The 15,169-nt window shown below is 62.4% G+C and carries 16 protein-coding genes and 1 tRNA gene; 14 read left to right on the plus strand and 3 right to left on the minus strand.

Annotated elements, in window-relative coordinates; genetic code table 11:
* Positions 1-70: 70 nt before the first annotated feature.
* From BLW25_RS09860 to BLW25_RS09905, 8 genes are all read left to right on the plus strand, one after another.
* Positions 71-2,026: a VWA domain-containing protein gene (locus BLW25_RS09860; protein ID WP_143040488.1), complete on the plus strand. Its 1,956-nt coding sequence runs from the start codon at positions 71-73 to the stop codon at positions 2,024-2,026.
* Complete coding sequence (locus tag BLW25_RS09865) at positions 2,023-2,613, plus strand: TadE/TadG family type IV pilus assembly protein (protein WP_092898619.1); 591 nt, start codon at positions 2,023-2,025, stop codon at positions 2,611-2,613. The genes BLW25_RS09860 and BLW25_RS09865 overlap by 4 nt, the downstream gene beginning before the upstream one ends.
* 73 nt (positions 2,614-2,686) lie before the next feature.
* On the plus strand, positions 2,687-3,220 hold the full coding sequence (locus BLW25_RS09870) for a hypothetical protein (RefSeq protein ID WP_143040489.1): 534 nt from the start codon (positions 2,687-2,689) through the stop codon (positions 3,218-3,220).
* Between the two features lie 216 nt (positions 3,221-3,436).
* Entirely contained in the window at positions 3,437-3,721 is a 285-nt protein-coding gene (locus BLW25_RS09875; protein ID WP_092898623.1) for a hypothetical protein, read from the plus strand.
* 74 nt (positions 3,722-3,795) lie between these two features.
* Positions 3,796-5,109 (plus strand): homoserine dehydrogenase, encoded by a 1,314-nt coding sequence (locus BLW25_RS09880; protein ID WP_092898625.1) that lies wholly within the window; start codon positions 3,796-3,798, stop codon positions 5,107-5,109.
* Positions 5,110-5,210: 101 nt separating this feature from the next.
* Positions 5,211-6,176: a class II fructose-bisphosphatase gene (gene glpX, locus BLW25_RS09885; protein WP_092898627.1), complete on the plus strand. Its 966-nt coding sequence runs from the start codon at positions 5,211-5,213 to the stop codon at positions 6,174-6,176.
* 1,381 nt (positions 6,177-7,557) lie between these two features.
* Entirely contained in the window at positions 7,558-9,306 is a 1,749-nt protein-coding gene (gene recJ / locus BLW25_RS09900) for a single-stranded-DNA-specific exonuclease RecJ (RefSeq protein ID WP_092898631.1), read from the plus strand.
* A gap of 100 nt (positions 9,307-9,406) precedes the next feature.
* Positions 9,407-9,481: transfer RNA gene (locus tag BLW25_RS09905), tRNA-Glu, on the plus strand.
* Here BLW25_RS09905 and BLW25_RS25320 read toward each other — a convergent pair.
* The 3 genes from BLW25_RS25320 to BLW25_RS23950 form a co-directional block, all read right to left on the minus strand.
* Entirely contained in the window at positions 9,441-10,250 is an 810-nt protein-coding gene (locus BLW25_RS25320) for a tyrosine-type recombinase/integrase (protein ID WP_092901831.1), read from the minus strand. The two genes, BLW25_RS09905 and BLW25_RS25320, sit on opposite strands and share 41 nt — an antisense overlap.
* 356 nt (positions 10,251-10,606) lie before the next feature.
* Complete coding sequence (locus BLW25_RS09915; protein WP_092898633.1) at positions 10,607-10,804, minus strand: hypothetical protein; 198 nt, start codon at positions 10,802-10,804, stop codon at positions 10,607-10,609.
* A 640-nt stretch (positions 10,805-11,444) separates the two neighbouring features.
* Complete coding sequence (locus BLW25_RS23950; protein ID WP_143040490.1) at positions 11,445-12,164, minus strand: hypothetical protein; 720 nt, start codon at positions 12,162-12,164, stop codon at positions 11,445-11,447.
* 254 nt (positions 12,165-12,418) lie between these two features.
* Here BLW25_RS23950 and BLW25_RS09925 point away from each other — a divergent pair, with 254 nt between their 5' ends.
* The 6 genes from BLW25_RS09925 to BLW25_RS09945 all read left to right on the plus strand — a co-directional run bounded on the left by BLW25_RS09925 (position 12,419) and on the right by BLW25_RS09945 (position 15,157).
* Positions 12,419-12,793, plus strand: a complete 375-nt coding sequence (locus BLW25_RS09925; RefSeq protein ID WP_143040491.1) for a plasmid mobilization protein — start codon at positions 12,419-12,421, stop codon at positions 12,791-12,793.
* Entirely contained in the window at positions 12,790-12,945 is a 156-nt protein-coding gene (locus BLW25_RS24335; protein ID WP_171909520.1) for a hypothetical protein, read from the plus strand. The genes BLW25_RS09925 and BLW25_RS24335 overlap by 4 nt, the downstream gene beginning before the upstream one ends.
* A 3-nt stretch (positions 12,946-12,948) precedes the next feature.
* A complete protein-coding gene (locus tag BLW25_RS09930; RefSeq protein ID WP_092898639.1) occupies positions 12,949-13,338 on the plus strand; it encodes a hypothetical protein in 390 nt (129 codons plus the stop codon).
* Between the two features lie 28 nt (positions 13,339-13,366).
* On the plus strand, positions 13,367-13,729 hold the full coding sequence (locus BLW25_RS09935) for a hypothetical protein (protein WP_092898641.1): 363 nt from the start codon (positions 13,367-13,369) through the stop codon (positions 13,727-13,729).
* Positions 13,726-14,652 (plus strand): relaxase/mobilization nuclease domain-containing protein, encoded by a 927-nt coding sequence (locus BLW25_RS09940; protein ID WP_092898643.1) that lies wholly within the window; start codon positions 13,726-13,728, stop codon positions 14,650-14,652. The genes BLW25_RS09935 and BLW25_RS09940 overlap by 4 nt, the downstream gene beginning before the upstream one ends.
* Before the next feature lie 133 nt (positions 14,653-14,785).
* The gene (locus BLW25_RS09945) at positions 14,786-15,157 is read left to right on the plus strand and encodes a hypothetical protein (RefSeq protein ID WP_092898645.1); all 372 of its coding nucleotides are present in this window, start codon (positions 14,786-14,788) and stop codon (positions 15,155-15,157) included.
* The last annotated feature ends 12 nt before the right edge of the window (positions 15,158-15,169 follow it).

Raw genomic sequence — 15,169 nt, forward strand, 5'->3', positions numbered from 1 at the left:
TGCCACCGGAAAACCCGGGCCGGAACGAAGCTCCGCCACATTTCAGCCTGATGATTGAAGCAGTTTCACCGTGGGTCAGAGCGCCCCCGGTCCGCTGTTATGTCCCGCAGGACGGTACCAGCTGCCGGCGGGATGGATTTTTAGTGGTAAACGAACCGGGCTGATGTGCGAACCGGGGCAACAGGGGCGTATGTTTATGAAGAAGAAGGCATTTGAGGACCTGTCCGTGCGCCTTTCGCGCCAGATGCAGAGATTCACGCTGGAAGAGCACGGCTCCATAGGGGCCGTCATGGTGTTCTTCTTCTTCCTGATGATCCTTCTTGGCGGCATCGCTGTCGATGTGATGCGTTTCGAGACCCAGCGTGTCGCGGTACAGAATACGCTCGACCGGGCGACACTGGCGGTTGCCAATATGAACTCGGCCCTCAGGACCGACGACGTCTATACCACGCGCGAGGCGAGAGCGCGGTTTATTGTCGCCGATTATTTCAGGAAGGCGGGCCTTCCCGACAATCTTGCCTATGTACGTCTCGATGACGGGATGAATTACCGCGTGGTGGAAGCGCGCGCCGATGTGCTGTCGCATAACATTTTCATGAATCTCATGAATATTCCAACCCTCGAGGCCGTGAACACTTCGGTGGCAGAGCAGAAGATCACCGATATCGAGATCATGCTGGTGCTCGACGTGTCGGGTTCGATGGCAGGTGCCAAGATCAACAACCTGCGCGTGGCTGCAGCGGATTTCATCGACCAGGTGAAGGCCACGGATGACGAGAACCGCATCTCGATCGGTGTCATCCCCTATAACGCGCAGGTGAATCTCGGCGATGAATTGCGGGCGCGCTACAATATCAGCGATCTGCACGGGGTCCGGCATTCGAACTGCGTCGAGCTCCCGATCGGGACCGACCGGGACAACATCTTCCAGACGCTGGCCCTGTCAACATCCCTGGAGATGCCGCTGATGACTGCGGCGGATACTGAGAACTCATCTGCGAACACTGACAGCTATTTCAACTGGCGGAATTCCAACCAGGCCACCCTCGAGAACAACGCCGCAAAACGCTGGTGCAACCCCAGCACCACGACGGAAATCACTCTGCCGACCAAGAGCATCACCAGGGCGAAAGCCGGGATCCAGGCGTTGCAGGCCAGCGGCAATACCTCGATCCTGCTGGGAATGCGTTGGGCCACCGCCCTGTTGGATCCGGCCGCTCGCGACGTCTACGATTCCCTGATCTTTCGCCGCGTGATGGACGACGATATGGACGGCCGTCCCTTTGCATATAACAGCGCAAGCTCTGTCGATGAGGATGCGCTGAAAGTGATCGTTCTCATGACCGATGGCGAGCATGTGGCCCATAACCGCATCGCCGATGGCTATAAGACCGGCCCGGCGACCATCCGCTTTTCCTATCGCCCCAATGGCGCCAGGACCGATTCAACGGATACCGCGACGATCTGGCGTTCAACCGCAGGCGAATGGTCGGTCTTCTTTGAAAGCAAGGTGGGATCAAATGTCTGTAACAGCAAGCCTTTCTGGGTGCCATCAACGGGATCGTGGCAGAACCGTCCGCTCGGTCTGACAGATACCGGATGCTTCAATCCGACCCGGGTCGTAAGGCCCGCTGACCCGGCCTATATCGCAACCTGGCAGGAGGTCTGGGCGTCCGTCAGGATGAACTATGCAGTGCTGCAGTTCTTCGCTCGTCCGCTCGGGGCAAACAACCAGACCAACCGCACCAACGTCTATAACGGTGTGCGCAAAATCCTCTACACCAGCTACGCCGATGCGGCCACGATGAACCGCCGCCTGGCCTCCAACTGCGACGCCGCCCGCAATGCCGGCATCCTTGTCTACGGCATCGCCTTCCAGGCGCCCGATGCCGGCAAGGCCGCCATCCAGAGCTGCACATCTACCCCCGCGTCGACCTATTACTTCGACGTAACCGAAACAGCGAAGATCCAGGACGCGTTCCGCCTGATCGCAACCAATCTTAGCCAATTGAAGCTGACGCAATGAAATCCAGGTCCTTTTCTGTCGGTCGTCGCCTGCGCCGTCTCTGGCGTCGCGAAGACGGCGTGGCTTCGATCGAGCTCGCCTTCTGCCTGCCGGTCCTGCTGATGCTTTTCATGGCTTCGATGGAGGCCGGCCTCTTCATGGTGCGCAGCGCCATGCTTGATCGTGGTCTCGATATCGCGATCCGCGATTACCGGCTCGGGCATATGCGGAGTATGGATGCTGAACAGATCCGGAACCGGGTCTGCCAGTTCACGCTTGCAGTGGCGGATTGCAAGAACAACCTGAAGGTCTGGATCGAGCCGGTCAACACAAGCACCACGCCCTGGACCCTTCCGTCGCGCTTCGATCCCCGGACCGGCCAGCTTCGGGTGTTCTGTGGCGACCGCAACGATCCCCTGGTCTCGCCGATTCCCGGCACGGTTCCGGACGAGGCTCATGACCAGAACCGGATCATGCTGATCCGCGTCTGCGCGCTTGAGGATCCTATTTTCCCCTCGACCAGCTTCTCGATGCGCCTGACCCAGGACTCGGCCACCGGAAAATATGAGCTGGCCAGCGCAACGGTCGTTGTGACCGAACCGATCTGAGGAGATGCGCGTAATGTTTTTCCTGTCCCGTAAAAAATTGCGGCAGTTCGCCAGGGACGAATCCGGTGTCATCATGACCGAATTCCTCATTGTCCTGCCCCTGTTGACCTGGACCATTATGGCCCTGGTGGTCTGGTGGGATACCTGGCGTACCATCAACGAGGGCCAGAAAGCCGCCTATGCCGTGGCCGATCTGGTTTCGCGTCAGAAGGAGGTGGACATGAACTTCATCAACGGCATGGAAACCGTGATGGAGGGGCTGATGGAGCGCCCGAACGTCATCTCGATGCGCATCACATCGGTCAGATGGACCTATGACGAGATCAGAGAAACCGGCAGATATTCCATGATATTCTCGCGCTCGCCCAATGGAAAGTTGACCCCGCTGACAGCGAGTGACGTGAACAACGACCTCCGCCATCTGATCCCGGTGATGAATTCCGGCGAGTCGACCGTTATCCTTGAGACCTGGACCAAATACTATCCGGCCTTCGATGTCGGCATACCGGTGTCAGACTTCCGCAATTTCATCGTGACGAAGCCGCGCTTCTACCTCAGTGTCTGCCTGAGCGAGAACATGACCCCCTGCGAGAGCGCGGCGAGCTGAAAGACGTCGGGCCCGCTATGTCTTTGCAAAGGCCGCGCGCCTCCACGCGCGGCCTTTCGCATCTTCGCCTGCTTCCCGGGCGAATATGGCGGGCGGGCTTTCGCGGGGCGCGCAGTCGGGTTAGTGTCCGCCACAGATCCTGCGCATGCACCCGCGCCGCCCTTACCCGCCTTATCCTACATCCGCCCTCCTCTTCACCCCCAGGCAAGCCCGCAGATGACACGCCTTCCGATCCTTCTTCCGCTCATCGCGCTTCTGGGCTGCGCGCCCTTTCCAGAGGTCGGCCCCCTGCCCGATGCCTCCGGCGCACCGCCCTCGCTTTTGCCGATGGACGAAGTGCTGGCGCAGGCGCCATCCGGGCGTATATCGGCGTCAACCGGTGAGGCTCTGGCCGCCCGCGCCGCCCGGCTGCAAAACCGCGCCAGGCTGATGCAGGGGCCGGTGCTTGACCCGGCCACCCGTGCCCGCCTGGCCGCGGCCATCGCGGCGGGCCGGGCCTGAACCTTCTCGCCGCCGTTGCGCCCGGCAAGGCCTTGGGCTAACACCCTGGGCGGAACAGCAATATGAGGCCTCCCATGTCGAGCACGCCGTCTGAAACCGGACCCCTCCGTCTTGGGATTGCCGGCCTCGGCACTGTCGGCATCGGTGTGGTGAAAATCATCCAGCGCGAGGTCGAAACCCTCGCCGCACGCGGCGGGCGCCCGCTGGTGATCACCGCCGTTTCCGCCCGGGATCCCAAGAAGAACCGCGATGCCGATCTCTCGGGCTATGCCTGGGAAACCGACCCCGTTCAGCTGGCAAAACGCGATGATGTCGATGTTTTCATCGAGGTGATGGGCGGCCATGAAGGCGCGGCGAAAGACGCGACGGAAGCCGCGCTGGCGCTTGGCAAACATGTGGTGACCGCGAATAAAGCGCTGCTCGCGCATCACGGCCAGGCCCTGGCAGAACTGGCAGAAAAAACCGGTGCCGCCCTGCGGTTCGAAGCGGCTGTCGCCGGTGGCATCCCGGTGATCAAGGCCCTGACCGAGGGCCTTGCCGGCAACCGCATCAAACGCGTCATGGGCGTGATGAACGGCACCTGCAATTACATCCTGACCCGGATGCAATCGGCCGGCCTGCCCTATGAGACCGTGTTCGAGGAAGCCCGCCAGCTGGGCTATCTCGAGGCCGATCCGAACCTTGATGTCGGAGGGATCGATGCGGGGCATAAACTCTCGCTCCTGGCCGCCATCGCCTTTGGCACCCGTGTCAGCTTTGACAAGGTCGAGCTGGAGGGGATCGGCAATGTCTCGATCGACGATATCAACCTTGCCGATGATATGGGCTATCATATCAAGCTGCTGGGCGTGGCGCAGATGACCGGGCGCGGCCTGGAGCAGCGCATGACCCCGTGCCTCGTGCCGGCGGAAAGCCCGCTCGGCCAGCTTCAGGGCGGCACCAATATGGTCGTGCTCGAAGGCGATGCGGTCGGCCAGATCGTGATGCGCGGCGCCGGGGCCGGCGAAGGCCCGACCGCCAGCGCGGTGCTGGGCGATGTGATCGATATCGCGCGCGGCTATCGCCGCCCGGTCTTCGGCATCCCCGCCACGCAACTGGCCGATCCGGTGGCGGCACGTTCGGCAACGCCCGCGCCCTATTATCTCAGGATGCGGCTCCAGGACAAACCCGGCGCCCTGGCCAAGGTTGCGACCTGCCTCGGCGAGGCCGGGATCTCGATCGACCAGATGCGCCAGATCAACCAGCCCGATGCCGATGACGGCGATGCGATTGTGCTGATCGTCACCCATAAGGCGGCCCCTGCCGATGTGAGCCATGCCCTGTCGCAATTCAATGCGACCGGCGTACTGGTCGAGAACCCCGTCGCGATCCGCATCGAAGAAGTCTGAAAGTTCATCGCCGCCGCTGCTTTTGCGCTACCGCGCTTGCGGCAGGCGGCGGTGGCGGCTAAGCCTCGGGTTAACTCCACGCCATCAGGGATATCCGCAAAATGGCCGATCAGGCTCAGTTCCAGGACCGTATGCTCTCACTGGGCCTTGCCCGCGTTTCAGAGGCCGCCGCTTTGGCGTCCGCCCATCTGATCGGGCGTGGCGATGAAAAGGCCGCCGACCAGGCTGCGGTCAATGCGATGCGCGATCAGCTGAACACGCTTGATATCAAAGGCGTCGTGGTGATCGGCGAAGGCGAACGCGACGAGGCGCCGATGCTGTTCATCGGCGAAGAGGTCGGCACCGGGAACGGGCCGGAAATGGATATCGCGCTCGACCCGCTGGAAGGCACCACGCTGACCGCAAAAGACATGCCGAACGCGCTGACCGTGATCGCGATGGCACCGCGCGGCACCCTGCTGCATGCGCCCGACGTCTATATGGAAAAGCTGGCCGTCGGCCCCGGCTACCGCCCCGGCGTGGTGACGATGGACATGACGCCCTCCGAGCGGATCTCGGCGCTCGCGGCTTCGAAAGGCGTTTCGACCGAAGACATCACCGCCTGCGTGCTGGAGCGCCCGCGCCATGAGGCCCTGATCGAGGAAATCCGGTCGACCGGCGCCTCGATCCGGCTGATCACCGATGGCGACGTGGCCGGCGTCATGCATTGCGCCGAACCGGAAGTGACCGGCATCGACATCTATATGGGGTCGGGTGGCGCACCCGAAGGTGTGCTGGCGGCCGCCGCGCTGAAATGCATGGGCGGGCAGTTCTTCGGCAAGCTCCTCTTCCGCAACGAGGATGAAAAATCCCGCGCCCGCAAGGCCGGTATCACCAATTTCGACCGCGTCTATACCCGCGACGACCTCGTGCGCGCCGATGTGATTTTTGCGGCGACCGGCGTGACCTCGGGCTCGCTCCTTTCGGGCATCAAGCGCGAACCGGGCTGGGTGACGACCGAGACGATCCTGATGCGGTCGAAAACCGGATCGGTGCGGCGCATGTCCTATCGCAGCCCGCTGCGGTAAACCGGGCCAGGGGGGCCAGCCCCCCTTCTCCCTGCGGGAGAATCCCCCCGGGATATTTAGAGACAGATGAATGCCATTTTCATCTGTCTCCGGACCTTTCCGATGGCTTTCCGACAGGAGATCTGGTGTCGGCGCGGCCGGATCAGGCCCTGATCGCGCGCTTCGGCTCTCCACCTGCTAATCGGCGGTGAAAGTGACGCCTCTTGCGACCCTGTGAGCAGGCCCGTGGCGGCGTGGCTTACCTGTGGTCTCCGCTGACCTTGCCCTTGCTTTTATCCGGCGCGAGCTGGACACCGGGCCTGAACCTGCCTGTCTCTGTGTGAGTCGGGAAATGGTTTTTTTTTGCAGAGCTTTGCGCGTGGCCCGGGGCCCAGGAACGGGAACGGGGTCTCGTTCAAATAACTCAACACGCAGACTGTCGCTGAGGCTCTCGAGGAAGGCGTGTCCTGGTTCGGCTTTCCGGGCGCCATATTGCACCAGTCGATCTTACGGTCATCGGCGAAGGCCTGAACATGTTCCGGGTACATCCGGTGTCCTTCCTCAACGAAGCCCAGCTCCTCCCTCGCCTCCGGCATCAGTTCAGGCCCGCCATCCTCTTTGGCCAGATGTTTGCGTTCCTGCTTGCGCATTTTCAATCGCTCGGGCCTGAGCCAGCCCACTGGTCACAAGGAATAATGGATCGCTTACCTCGACCAGCCAGGGCGGCACAGTCGGGAGAGATGGTGGCGCAACCACAGGCACAACGCGTATGCTCACCCCAATCCTGGCCCATGATGGGGGGCCGATGTTCCGGCCAGGATATCCGCCCCGCTGCTGAGGTCCTGGCCGCCCTCTGCTGTACCAGGTCTCCGGCAATGCCGGTTTCCACGTTCGGCATGGCACCCCTTTGCGCATGGGCCGCCGCCCGCCCCTCAATCAGCAGGCCGCGCAGTTGCGGAAATTCGACGTTTTCAAACGGGCGCTGATCTCCGGTCGGAGCCCTGCAGTCGGATGCTATCCCGCGCATCCGCGCCTCGGACCGCCCCGCCGGCTCCGTCCTCATGCCCAGATGCACCCTGCGGATCCGGGCAAGTTCTTCGGTGACAACATGGGGCAGCCATTTCCCGGCATCCTCCACGGAAGTCACATAACGCGTCAGGCCATCGGACACGCGGGCACGATCAACGGTAAATTTATGAGAGATAGTATAAGTTTCCGACCGGGCCTCAGTGTGCAGAATCAGCTGCAGCACGTCGACAGGCGTGGATTGCCCGGCCACCCGTCCGCACCAGCAGAACACGTTCCCGCCGCAGGCCTCCGCCGCCGCATCTGAAATGACCGAGATCGCCGGATCTCCCCGAACACCCTTGAACCCGGCCCCGTTTTCCGCCAGCCATGAAGCATGTCACAAGATCATGCATTTCTGGGTGTCGCGGCCTCTCTGAACGGGCGTCGCTGGGTTGGACCTGACGCAGCCGCAGAACGGCTTGCCGAGGCGATGGGGCAACAGACCCGCCTGCCATTGCCGCTTTGTCGCATTCTGACCGCCCGGGGCATTGCCGCCGAAAACGCAGAGGCCTTTCTCAATCCGCAACTGCGCGATCTGCTGCCCGATCCGCGCCGGCTGAAGGATATGGAAAAAGCGGCGGCGAGATTTCTGGCCGCACTTCAACGGCGCGAGAAAATCGCGGTTTTCGCCGATTATGATGTCGATGGCGGGTCTTCGGCTGCGCTGCTCCTGATCTGGCTGCGCGAAATGGGGCATCAGGCAACCCTCTACATTCCCGACCGCATCGATGAGGGCTATGGCCCTAATATACCCGCGATGCAGGCGCTTGCGCGCGACCATTCTCTGATCATCTGCGTCGATTGCGGCACGCTCAGCCATGATCCTGTGGCCGCTGCCCGGCCCGCCGATGTGGTGATCCTCGATCACCACCTTGGGGCCGAGACCCTGCCGGAGGCGCTCGCGGTGGTGAACCCGAACCGCCAGGATGAGGATGGCAGCCTTGCCCATCTCTGCGCCGCAGCGGTCGTCTTCCTCATGCTGGTCGAAGCCGGGCGCCAGCTGCGGGAAACGGGCCATAAAGGCCCGGATCTTATGGGGTTTCTCGATCTCGTAGCCCTCGCAACCGTGGCGGATGTTGCCCCATTGACAGGCGTGAACCGTGCCTTTGTCCGCCAGGGTCTCAGGGTGATGGCGCGACGCGACAGGGTGGGCCTGCGCGCGCTTGCCGATGTTTCCCGCATGGATCAGGCGCCGACGGCCTATGCGCTCGGCTTTCTGCTGGGCCCGCGCATCAATGCCGGTGGCCGGATCGGCGAAGCGGATCTTGGCGCCAGACTGCTTGCCACCGCCAGCGAGACCGAGGCTCTTGCTCTGGCGAGACGGCTGGATGATCTGAACACGGAACGTCGCGAGATTACCGACCGCGTGCGTGAGGAGGCCCTCGCACAGGCCGAGGCGCGCGGCACAGAGGGGCCGCTGGTCTGGGCCGCTGGTGATGGCTGGCATCCCGGCGTCGTCGGCATCGTCGCCGCCCGGCTGAAAGAGGCGACCGGCCGGCCGGCCGTGGTGATCGGCTTCGACGGAGATCACGGCAAGGGCTCGGCCCGCTCCGTACCCGGGGTCGATCTCGGTGCCTCGATTCACCGGATCGCCGCCGAGGGATTGCTGGAGAAAGGCGGTGGCCACAAGATGGCGGCAGGGCTCAGCCTGACCCGCGCCATGCTGGAACCCGCCATGACGCGACTCGCCGAATTGCTGTTGCGGCAGGGCGCCGGCGGAACCGGCCCCGAGATGCTGCGAATCGACTCGATCCTGCTGCCCGAGGCGGCAAATGTCGAATTCGTCGAACAGATTGCGCAGGCCGGTCCGTTTGGGGCCTCCGCACCGTCGCCGCGATTTGTGATTCCCTCCGTCGCGTTGCAGGGCCGCAGAATCGGCAGCTCGCATCTGAAACTCACCATCCGGGGTCAGGCCCAGGGCCCCGAAATCATGGCTTTTGGCGCTTTTGACGGCCCGTTGGGGCCACAGTTGGAGAACAGCGGTCACCGGCTTTTCCACCTTGCGGGACGCCTGGAGATCAACACCTGGGGCGGAAAATCCAGGGTTCAGCTGCGTCTGGAGGATGCCGCAGCAGCTGATTGAGAATTTTGTTATTTTTCCTCTTGTGCATCCTGTGAGCGCCGACTAAACACCGCCTCACAGAGACGCTGGGACGAAAAAGAACAGCGGCGAAGAAGAAAGTGGCCCGTTCGTCTATCGGTTAGGACGTCAGGTTTTCAACCTGAAAAGAGGGGTTCGACTCCCCTACGGGCTGCCACTTCCATATTATTCTCCATATTATCAAGCCGTTGCATGATAGAAGCGGCCAACTCGACAAGTTGGTTGGCCCCCTGCACCGGGCTATCCGCGCCATTAAGGCGCTCAAGCCCCGATTTCGTCAACCTCTTCCGGGATGCTGCGACCGTATATGTCCGGGCTTCCTCTGTGGTGGCATGCGCCAGATAGCTCATGACCTCGTTTTCCGTGCCGCCCGCCTCCGCGATGGCGGTGGCCTGCCCCTTCCGGACGCCGTGAATCGTAATCGCAGGCACCCCGGCGGACTCGGCCCACTTCTTAAATATGTTCCCAAGAGATTCCGCCTTATAAGGTCTGTCCCGCTTGTTTTGCGCGATCAGATAGACCTGTTCCGACGGAAGCCGGCTCAGTTCCTCCGCCAGTTCCGGCCCGATCTCATACACCCCTTCAATGCCGGTCTTCTGGCGGCTGTAGTGGAGGCAGCCATCCCTGATATCGCTCCTGTCCAGTCCGGACAGATCTGCCCGTGCGGCCCCGGTGTTCTGCGCCAGCAGGAAGGCCAGCCGCGCCTTTGTCCCCGGCCCCCAGTGGGCCAGATACCGGGCCATCTCATCAGCGGTAGCGGTGTGATACCCGCCCTTCCGCTCTTTCCGGCTCACCGCATGGCGGGCCGGGTTGTCGATCCGGAGGCCAAGACCGCCCGCTTTCGACGGCTTCGCGGCGAAGTTGAACAGCATCGACAGGTTTTTCTTGACCGTGTTCGCGGCGGTCGGTCCGGTCTTGCGCTCCATAAGCGCCTGCACATGCTCGACCCCAAAACGGGCCAGCGGCAAATCCCCGGCCTGTTCCCGAAGCCAGTCCAGTTCCCGGCGGAGCGTGCCCTTACGGGCTGCGGACAGAGTGGCCCAATGCGCGTTGGAAAGGTATTTCGTCACCGCCCACCCGAGGGAGCCATACGGTGCGACTACCGAAGGCGCTGCCAGCGCTTCCGACGCCTCCTTATACGCCCGTTTGAATTCGGGCGACCCGTAGGGGCCGGGCAGATAGCAGCTAAAGCCGCCCCGGCGTTTAGTCTTATAGCGGAGCCTCTCTTTGCCGTGCCTGTCCTTCACCCGGACCAGGCCCGGATACGGGTTCGTTCGCTTCGTCACTTCATTCCGCCCTTCAACAACCGGTCGCAGGGATTGGCCCCGCGCCCATCGTCCTGATCGTCACCGCGCAGGATGATTTCCATCGTTCCGGCGCTGTCGATTACGATCCGCGCAGCCTGCAACCCCGCAGCCCGCACCCCATTCAGGGCGCGGGTCAGGTCGGATTGGCGAAAAGTGGCGGCGCGGTTGCTCATGCGGATAAAGATATGCCGAGGCCATGAAAATCCCGAGGCCCGAAATCGCCGATATCCGGGCCATATGTCGGGATTTTGGGGATAACCTCCGGGGCGGATACGTATCGCAGACCAAAAAGGGGCGAGTTGAAACGTCATCGAGAAGGCGTTCCGTCGAATGCCCGGGCCGCAAGCGGCCCGCCCGCTGGGTATCGGCATTCGACACCGGCCCGAAACCCCCGACACCCCATAGGGGACCCCTCGGGGGGCCCTCGGTCCTACGCCCAGACGGACAGCGCCAGCGGATATGCTTTTTTGCTGGGGATGAGGAAGATGGGAAAGACGGAACCGGCGGCTCATCCGGATGGATGCGGCTTGCGCAGATCAGCACGGACTTTTGACGCCATAGCCGAAACCGATGCAAGCGCAGCACCGCCCTTGCCCTGATCTGACCTTTTTCCGGAATCCCGGCGGCGACTGGACCGCCAGTCATCCAGCATTTCCCGCCGCCGCCCCTTGCCAGCCTGATCCCAGAACCGGAGTCCGCCAGCTTTCGCGGCCCCGCTCGTGTCGTCTTTCTCGGATGGCTTTCTGCGCGCGGTGACGGGGCGGAGACGGAAGCGCGGAAACCTCATCCGGGGCAAGCGAAACGGGTTGAACATCATGGGCATGTGATCCTGACGACTGAATCCCATTTCTGGACGGCCCACGGTCCATTTGGGGCCGTTCCGGGCGGCTGGCGGTCAGGGCCATATCGCTCAACCACCTCACCAGCACCGCCCGCACACGCCGCCAGAACAGCAGGGCATTTGGGTAGGCCGGGCTGATAGCCGTAACCATGCTGCGTCATCAGGGCGCGCCACTCATCCACTTGCGGCCCCACGGATGCCCATTCGGGCGGGCCACCATCGACAGGGCAGGCCCAGCTACGCCACAAAGCACCAGATGGGGACTCGAGCCGCACCACCACCTTTGCCCCAGCTGCACTGGCGACAACCGGCACCACGACAACAACAAGCGCCAACAGAGCCGCAGCGGCACACATCATCAACCGTCCCGTCTTCGGGCGCGAAAGTTGACGGACGATGCGCCGGAGACCCGCCGACATGTCCGGCAGGTCGGCCCCGGCGCGTTGATGATCCGCAAGGCGCACAATACACTCCTCGCCCAGATCAATATATCCGGAATATGCAGCAACCAATTCCGGCTCAATTGTTGCCATAATTTTTATTGCCTCCAATTCCGAATATACTTTATGCCAGTGTAAATCGCGGTAGGCGATATGGGCACATTCGTGCGCAATAACATCCCTGCGGCTGTCACCATTTGACAGCGGATAAAATATATCCACTCTCGGAACGGATCGGCCCGGCGTGGACATGCCATTAACGTCCGGATGCATCGAAGGCGGGCGAGGCTTGTCCCGTAATACAACGGGTTTTCCGGCCCAAGTCGCCGCCAGCGCATGATACTTTATGCGCGTCCGTATATCCGGATAATTCACAACATCCCCCATGAATTAAGTTGATCCGGATCATCCGGAGCCTTATATTGATCTAAGGTTGTATCAGTAATTAGCAAGAAATGTTTTCACCGGGAAAGACCCGTATGAAAACTAATTCCGGGTAAACCGGAATGTCGCGTGAACGCTCCGGAGAAATTGAAATGGCACGGCCTCGAACCCCGAAATTCGCCAAGCGCCTGCACCGCATGGAGGTCCAGTTGAACGACCCCGAGAAGGCCGAGATCGCCGCTCGGGCGGATGCGCTCGGCCTGCCTGTTGCGGCTTATATGAGGTCGGTCGTTCTGGGATCTGAGCCGCCTTCGCGGCGGGCCGGGGTCGACGCCGAGGCGGTCGCCGCCCTCAATCGCGTTGGCAGCAATTTGAATCAGATTGCAAAAGTCGGCAACAAAAGCGGCACCCTCACCGCCGTGCAAATCAAGGCGCTCGGCGCACTGCATGCGCAGATCGCCCGGACCGCCGCCAAGATCGGGGATGCGCTGGCATGATGCTGCGAGACGCGAGACGCAACAACCGCATGGCCCTCTCCGCAGGCGTAGCCGCAATGGCGGTATCCGTCACTATCATCACCGCCCTGCTGCGCGGCGCGGTCACGCTGACCGCCTTTGTAGTGCGGGCAATCTTCAAGAGAAGGAAATAATAAATGTCGATCAGCGATCACATTATTCCGGACGGTCCGGCGCGCATTGCCGGGGCAGACCGCATTGCCACCGTCTTTTGCGACGATATTGAAGCGTGGGACGCGCTGGCAGCACTCACCGCCGCAGAAACAACGCCGGGTGGCGATTGGGCTATGGGCAACAGCGGTTTGGAGGATATTTCCCGGGCGGCCTCCGAAATACAGGCCGCGCATGTTTTCTTCATCCCGGTAGGGGCGGCGAGTTGCCGCGTCTACTTCAAGAATCCCCGAAAGCTGGCCGCTTTCATGCAGGCTTTGGAGAAGGCGGGCGGACACCGTGTCCCTTACTCCGACATTCCCAATCCGATCTACATCCCGGCGGCGGCGGCGCGGGATATGGCGGCACGGCTTTAATCTGGCCAAAAGTCTAAGGAGTTAAACCATGACTGATAGCGAAAAAATCCTGCGGGCCGAACTGGCTGTTGCCCGGGCGGAGCTTGCCGAAGAATGTGCCGCACACGACCTGACCAGCGCCAGATTGGCCGTTGCCAGCGCCGAGCGGAATATCAGTCTTGGTATCGAAGCAAAGCGGGTCGGAGCGGACATCCTGAATAATCCGACTTCTACCGATGATATGCGGGGCGCCGCTAACAATAGCATTGCATGGGGAACCGGCATTGTCGCGGAATCGAAAGAGCGAGAAGCGCGGGCGAAGGCCAGCGAGGCCCATCGTGCCGAGGCTCTAAAAGAGGCTGAGCGGCGCACAAGCGGGGCGCGCGCTGCGCTTGGCGCACTGGGGGCATGATCGCTAAAATCATCAAGGGGCGGGACTTTTTCCGCCTCTCGACTTATCTCACGCGAGATCGGCGCGGCGAGGTGCTGGACATGCGGCACCTCTCATCCGACGACCCAGAAGCCGCCGCCAGCGAAATGCAAACTGCGGCATCGGTCAGCGTCCGGACGCAGCAGCCAGTTATGCATATTGTCGTCAGCTATGACCCGGCGGACGCGGAGCCGAGCAATGCTGATATGCGGCAGGACGCCGCCGGGGTGTTGCGCGGCCTCGGGCTGGCCGAAAATCAGGCCATCGTCGTGCGGCACCATGACCGCGACCACGCGCACATGCACCTGATGGTCAATCGGGTCGGGGCGGATGGCAAGTCCGTCAGCGACAGCAACAGCTTTGCAAGGGCCGAGGCCGCTTTGCGGCGCATCGAGGCGCGGCGCGGCCTCACGGTCACGCCGGGACGCCACGCCCCGGCCCCGGACACCGGGCGCAGGATGCGAGGCGATCGGGCCACACCAGACCCGCGACAACACAACGCCCCCGATGGCGTCAGGCGGACGCTATTGACCGCAGGGTCATGGAAAGACCTGCATAGCGGCCTAGCAACGCAGGGCTGGCGCGCGGAGACGGTCCAGCGCGGTCGTGGTCAGGGCCTTATATTGATCGGGCCTGACGGCCAGCGTATCGGTGCGGGTCAGATCGACCGGGCCGCTACGCTGTCACGCATTCGGCAGCGGCTCGACCCGCGCCCTGTCCAGACCGCAGCCCCAACCCCGGCTGGCGGGCGTCCCCGCGTCACGCAGCAAGCCCCGGTTTCGCCAGGGCGGTGGTATCCACCGCCCTGGCGAAACCGCTGGGCAAACTATCGACCAAAGGAAAGCGCCGAGGCGGCGCGATGGATGGGCGCAGCGCGCAGGCGGTGCAAATCGGTGTTCAACTGATCGGCACGATGGCCGGGGCGGCTGGCAAGTCACTCATAGGCGGCAAGCGCCCCAAGAGCGGCGCGGCGGGTCTTATCGGAAAAACCATGCGCCCGATGGGCGGGCGCAGATTTGGGCTGTAGGAAACCAAAATATGAACGACATCATCGACCCATTCGGCACGGACCCAGATCAGCCCTTCACCGCTGGCCAGCAGGCCACGGCCAACGGTCTGGCCTTGACCTCTATTCGCCACCTGCTAACCAACCCGAAAATGGCTGATCTGGACAAGCTGGCGCTGACTCGAGCGGCGATCTGGATCGCACATTCTGATGGATATGGCTCCGGAGTCACATACGATGAGTGCAAAGGCCTGCGGGATACGCGGGCGACTGAAAAAGCGCCGGGCGTGGCGCGCGCCATCGTCCTGCGCCTGTCTAAGACCGTGACCGCACCGGATGCAGATGCGCTGGCAGTAGTCAGGTCTGATGCGCTGTCCGGGATCTTGCCGGACGACCCGCAATAAGCCTGTAAATGG

Source organism: Rhodobacter sp. 24-YEA-8, from assembly GCF_900105075.1.
GTDB lineage: Bacteria > Pseudomonadota > Alphaproteobacteria > Rhodobacterales > Rhodobacteraceae > Pseudogemmobacter.

Coding starts and splice junctions, on each gene's coding strand:
- BLW25_RS09865 (WP_092898619.1), top strand. CDS start 2,023: ATGAAATCCAGGTCCTTTTCTGTCGGTCGTCGCCTGCGCCGTCTCTGG.
- BLW25_RS09870 (WP_143040489.1), top strand. CDS start 2,687: ATGACCGAATTCCTCATTGTCCTGCCCCTGTTGACCTGGACCATTATG.
- BLW25_RS09875 (WP_092898623.1), top strand. CDS start 3,437: ATGACACGCCTTCCGATCCTTCTTCCGCTCATCGCGCTTCTGGGCTGC.
- BLW25_RS09880 (WP_092898625.1), top strand. CDS start 3,796: ATGTCGAGCACGCCGTCTGAAACCGGACCCCTCCGTCTTGGGATTGCC.
- glpX (WP_092898627.1), top strand. CDS start 5,211: ATGGCCGATCAGGCTCAGTTCCAGGACCGTATGCTCTCACTGGGCCTT.
- recJ (WP_092898631.1), top strand. CDS start 7,558: ATGTCACAAGATCATGCATTTCTGGGTGTCGCGGCCTCTCTGAACGGG.
- BLW25_RS25320 (WP_092901831.1), bottom strand. CDS start 10,250: ATGGAGCGCAAGACCGGACCGACCGCCGCGAACACGGTCAAGAAAAAC.
- BLW25_RS09915 (WP_092898633.1), bottom strand. CDS start 10,804: ATGAGCAACCGCGCCGCCACTTTTCGCCAATCCGACCTGACCCGCGCC.
- BLW25_RS23950 (WP_143040490.1), bottom strand. CDS start 12,164: ATGTCCACGCCGGGCCGATCCGTTCCGAGAGTGGATATATTTTATCCG.
- BLW25_RS09925 (WP_143040491.1), top strand. CDS start 12,419: ATGTCGCGTGAACGCTCCGGAGAAATTGAAATGGCACGGCCTCGAACC.
- BLW25_RS24335 (WP_171909520.1), top strand. CDS start 12,790: ATGATGCTGCGAGACGCGAGACGCAACAACCGCATGGCCCTCTCCGCA.
- BLW25_RS09930 (WP_092898639.1), top strand. CDS start 12,949: ATGTCGATCAGCGATCACATTATTCCGGACGGTCCGGCGCGCATTGCC.
- BLW25_RS09935 (WP_092898641.1), top strand. CDS start 13,367: ATGACTGATAGCGAAAAAATCCTGCGGGCCGAACTGGCTGTTGCCCGG.
- BLW25_RS09940 (WP_092898643.1), top strand. CDS start 13,726: ATGATCGCTAAAATCATCAAGGGGCGGGACTTTTTCCGCCTCTCGACT.
- BLW25_RS09945 (WP_092898645.1), top strand. CDS start 14,786: ATGAACGACATCATCGACCCATTCGGCACGGACCCAGATCAGCCCTTC.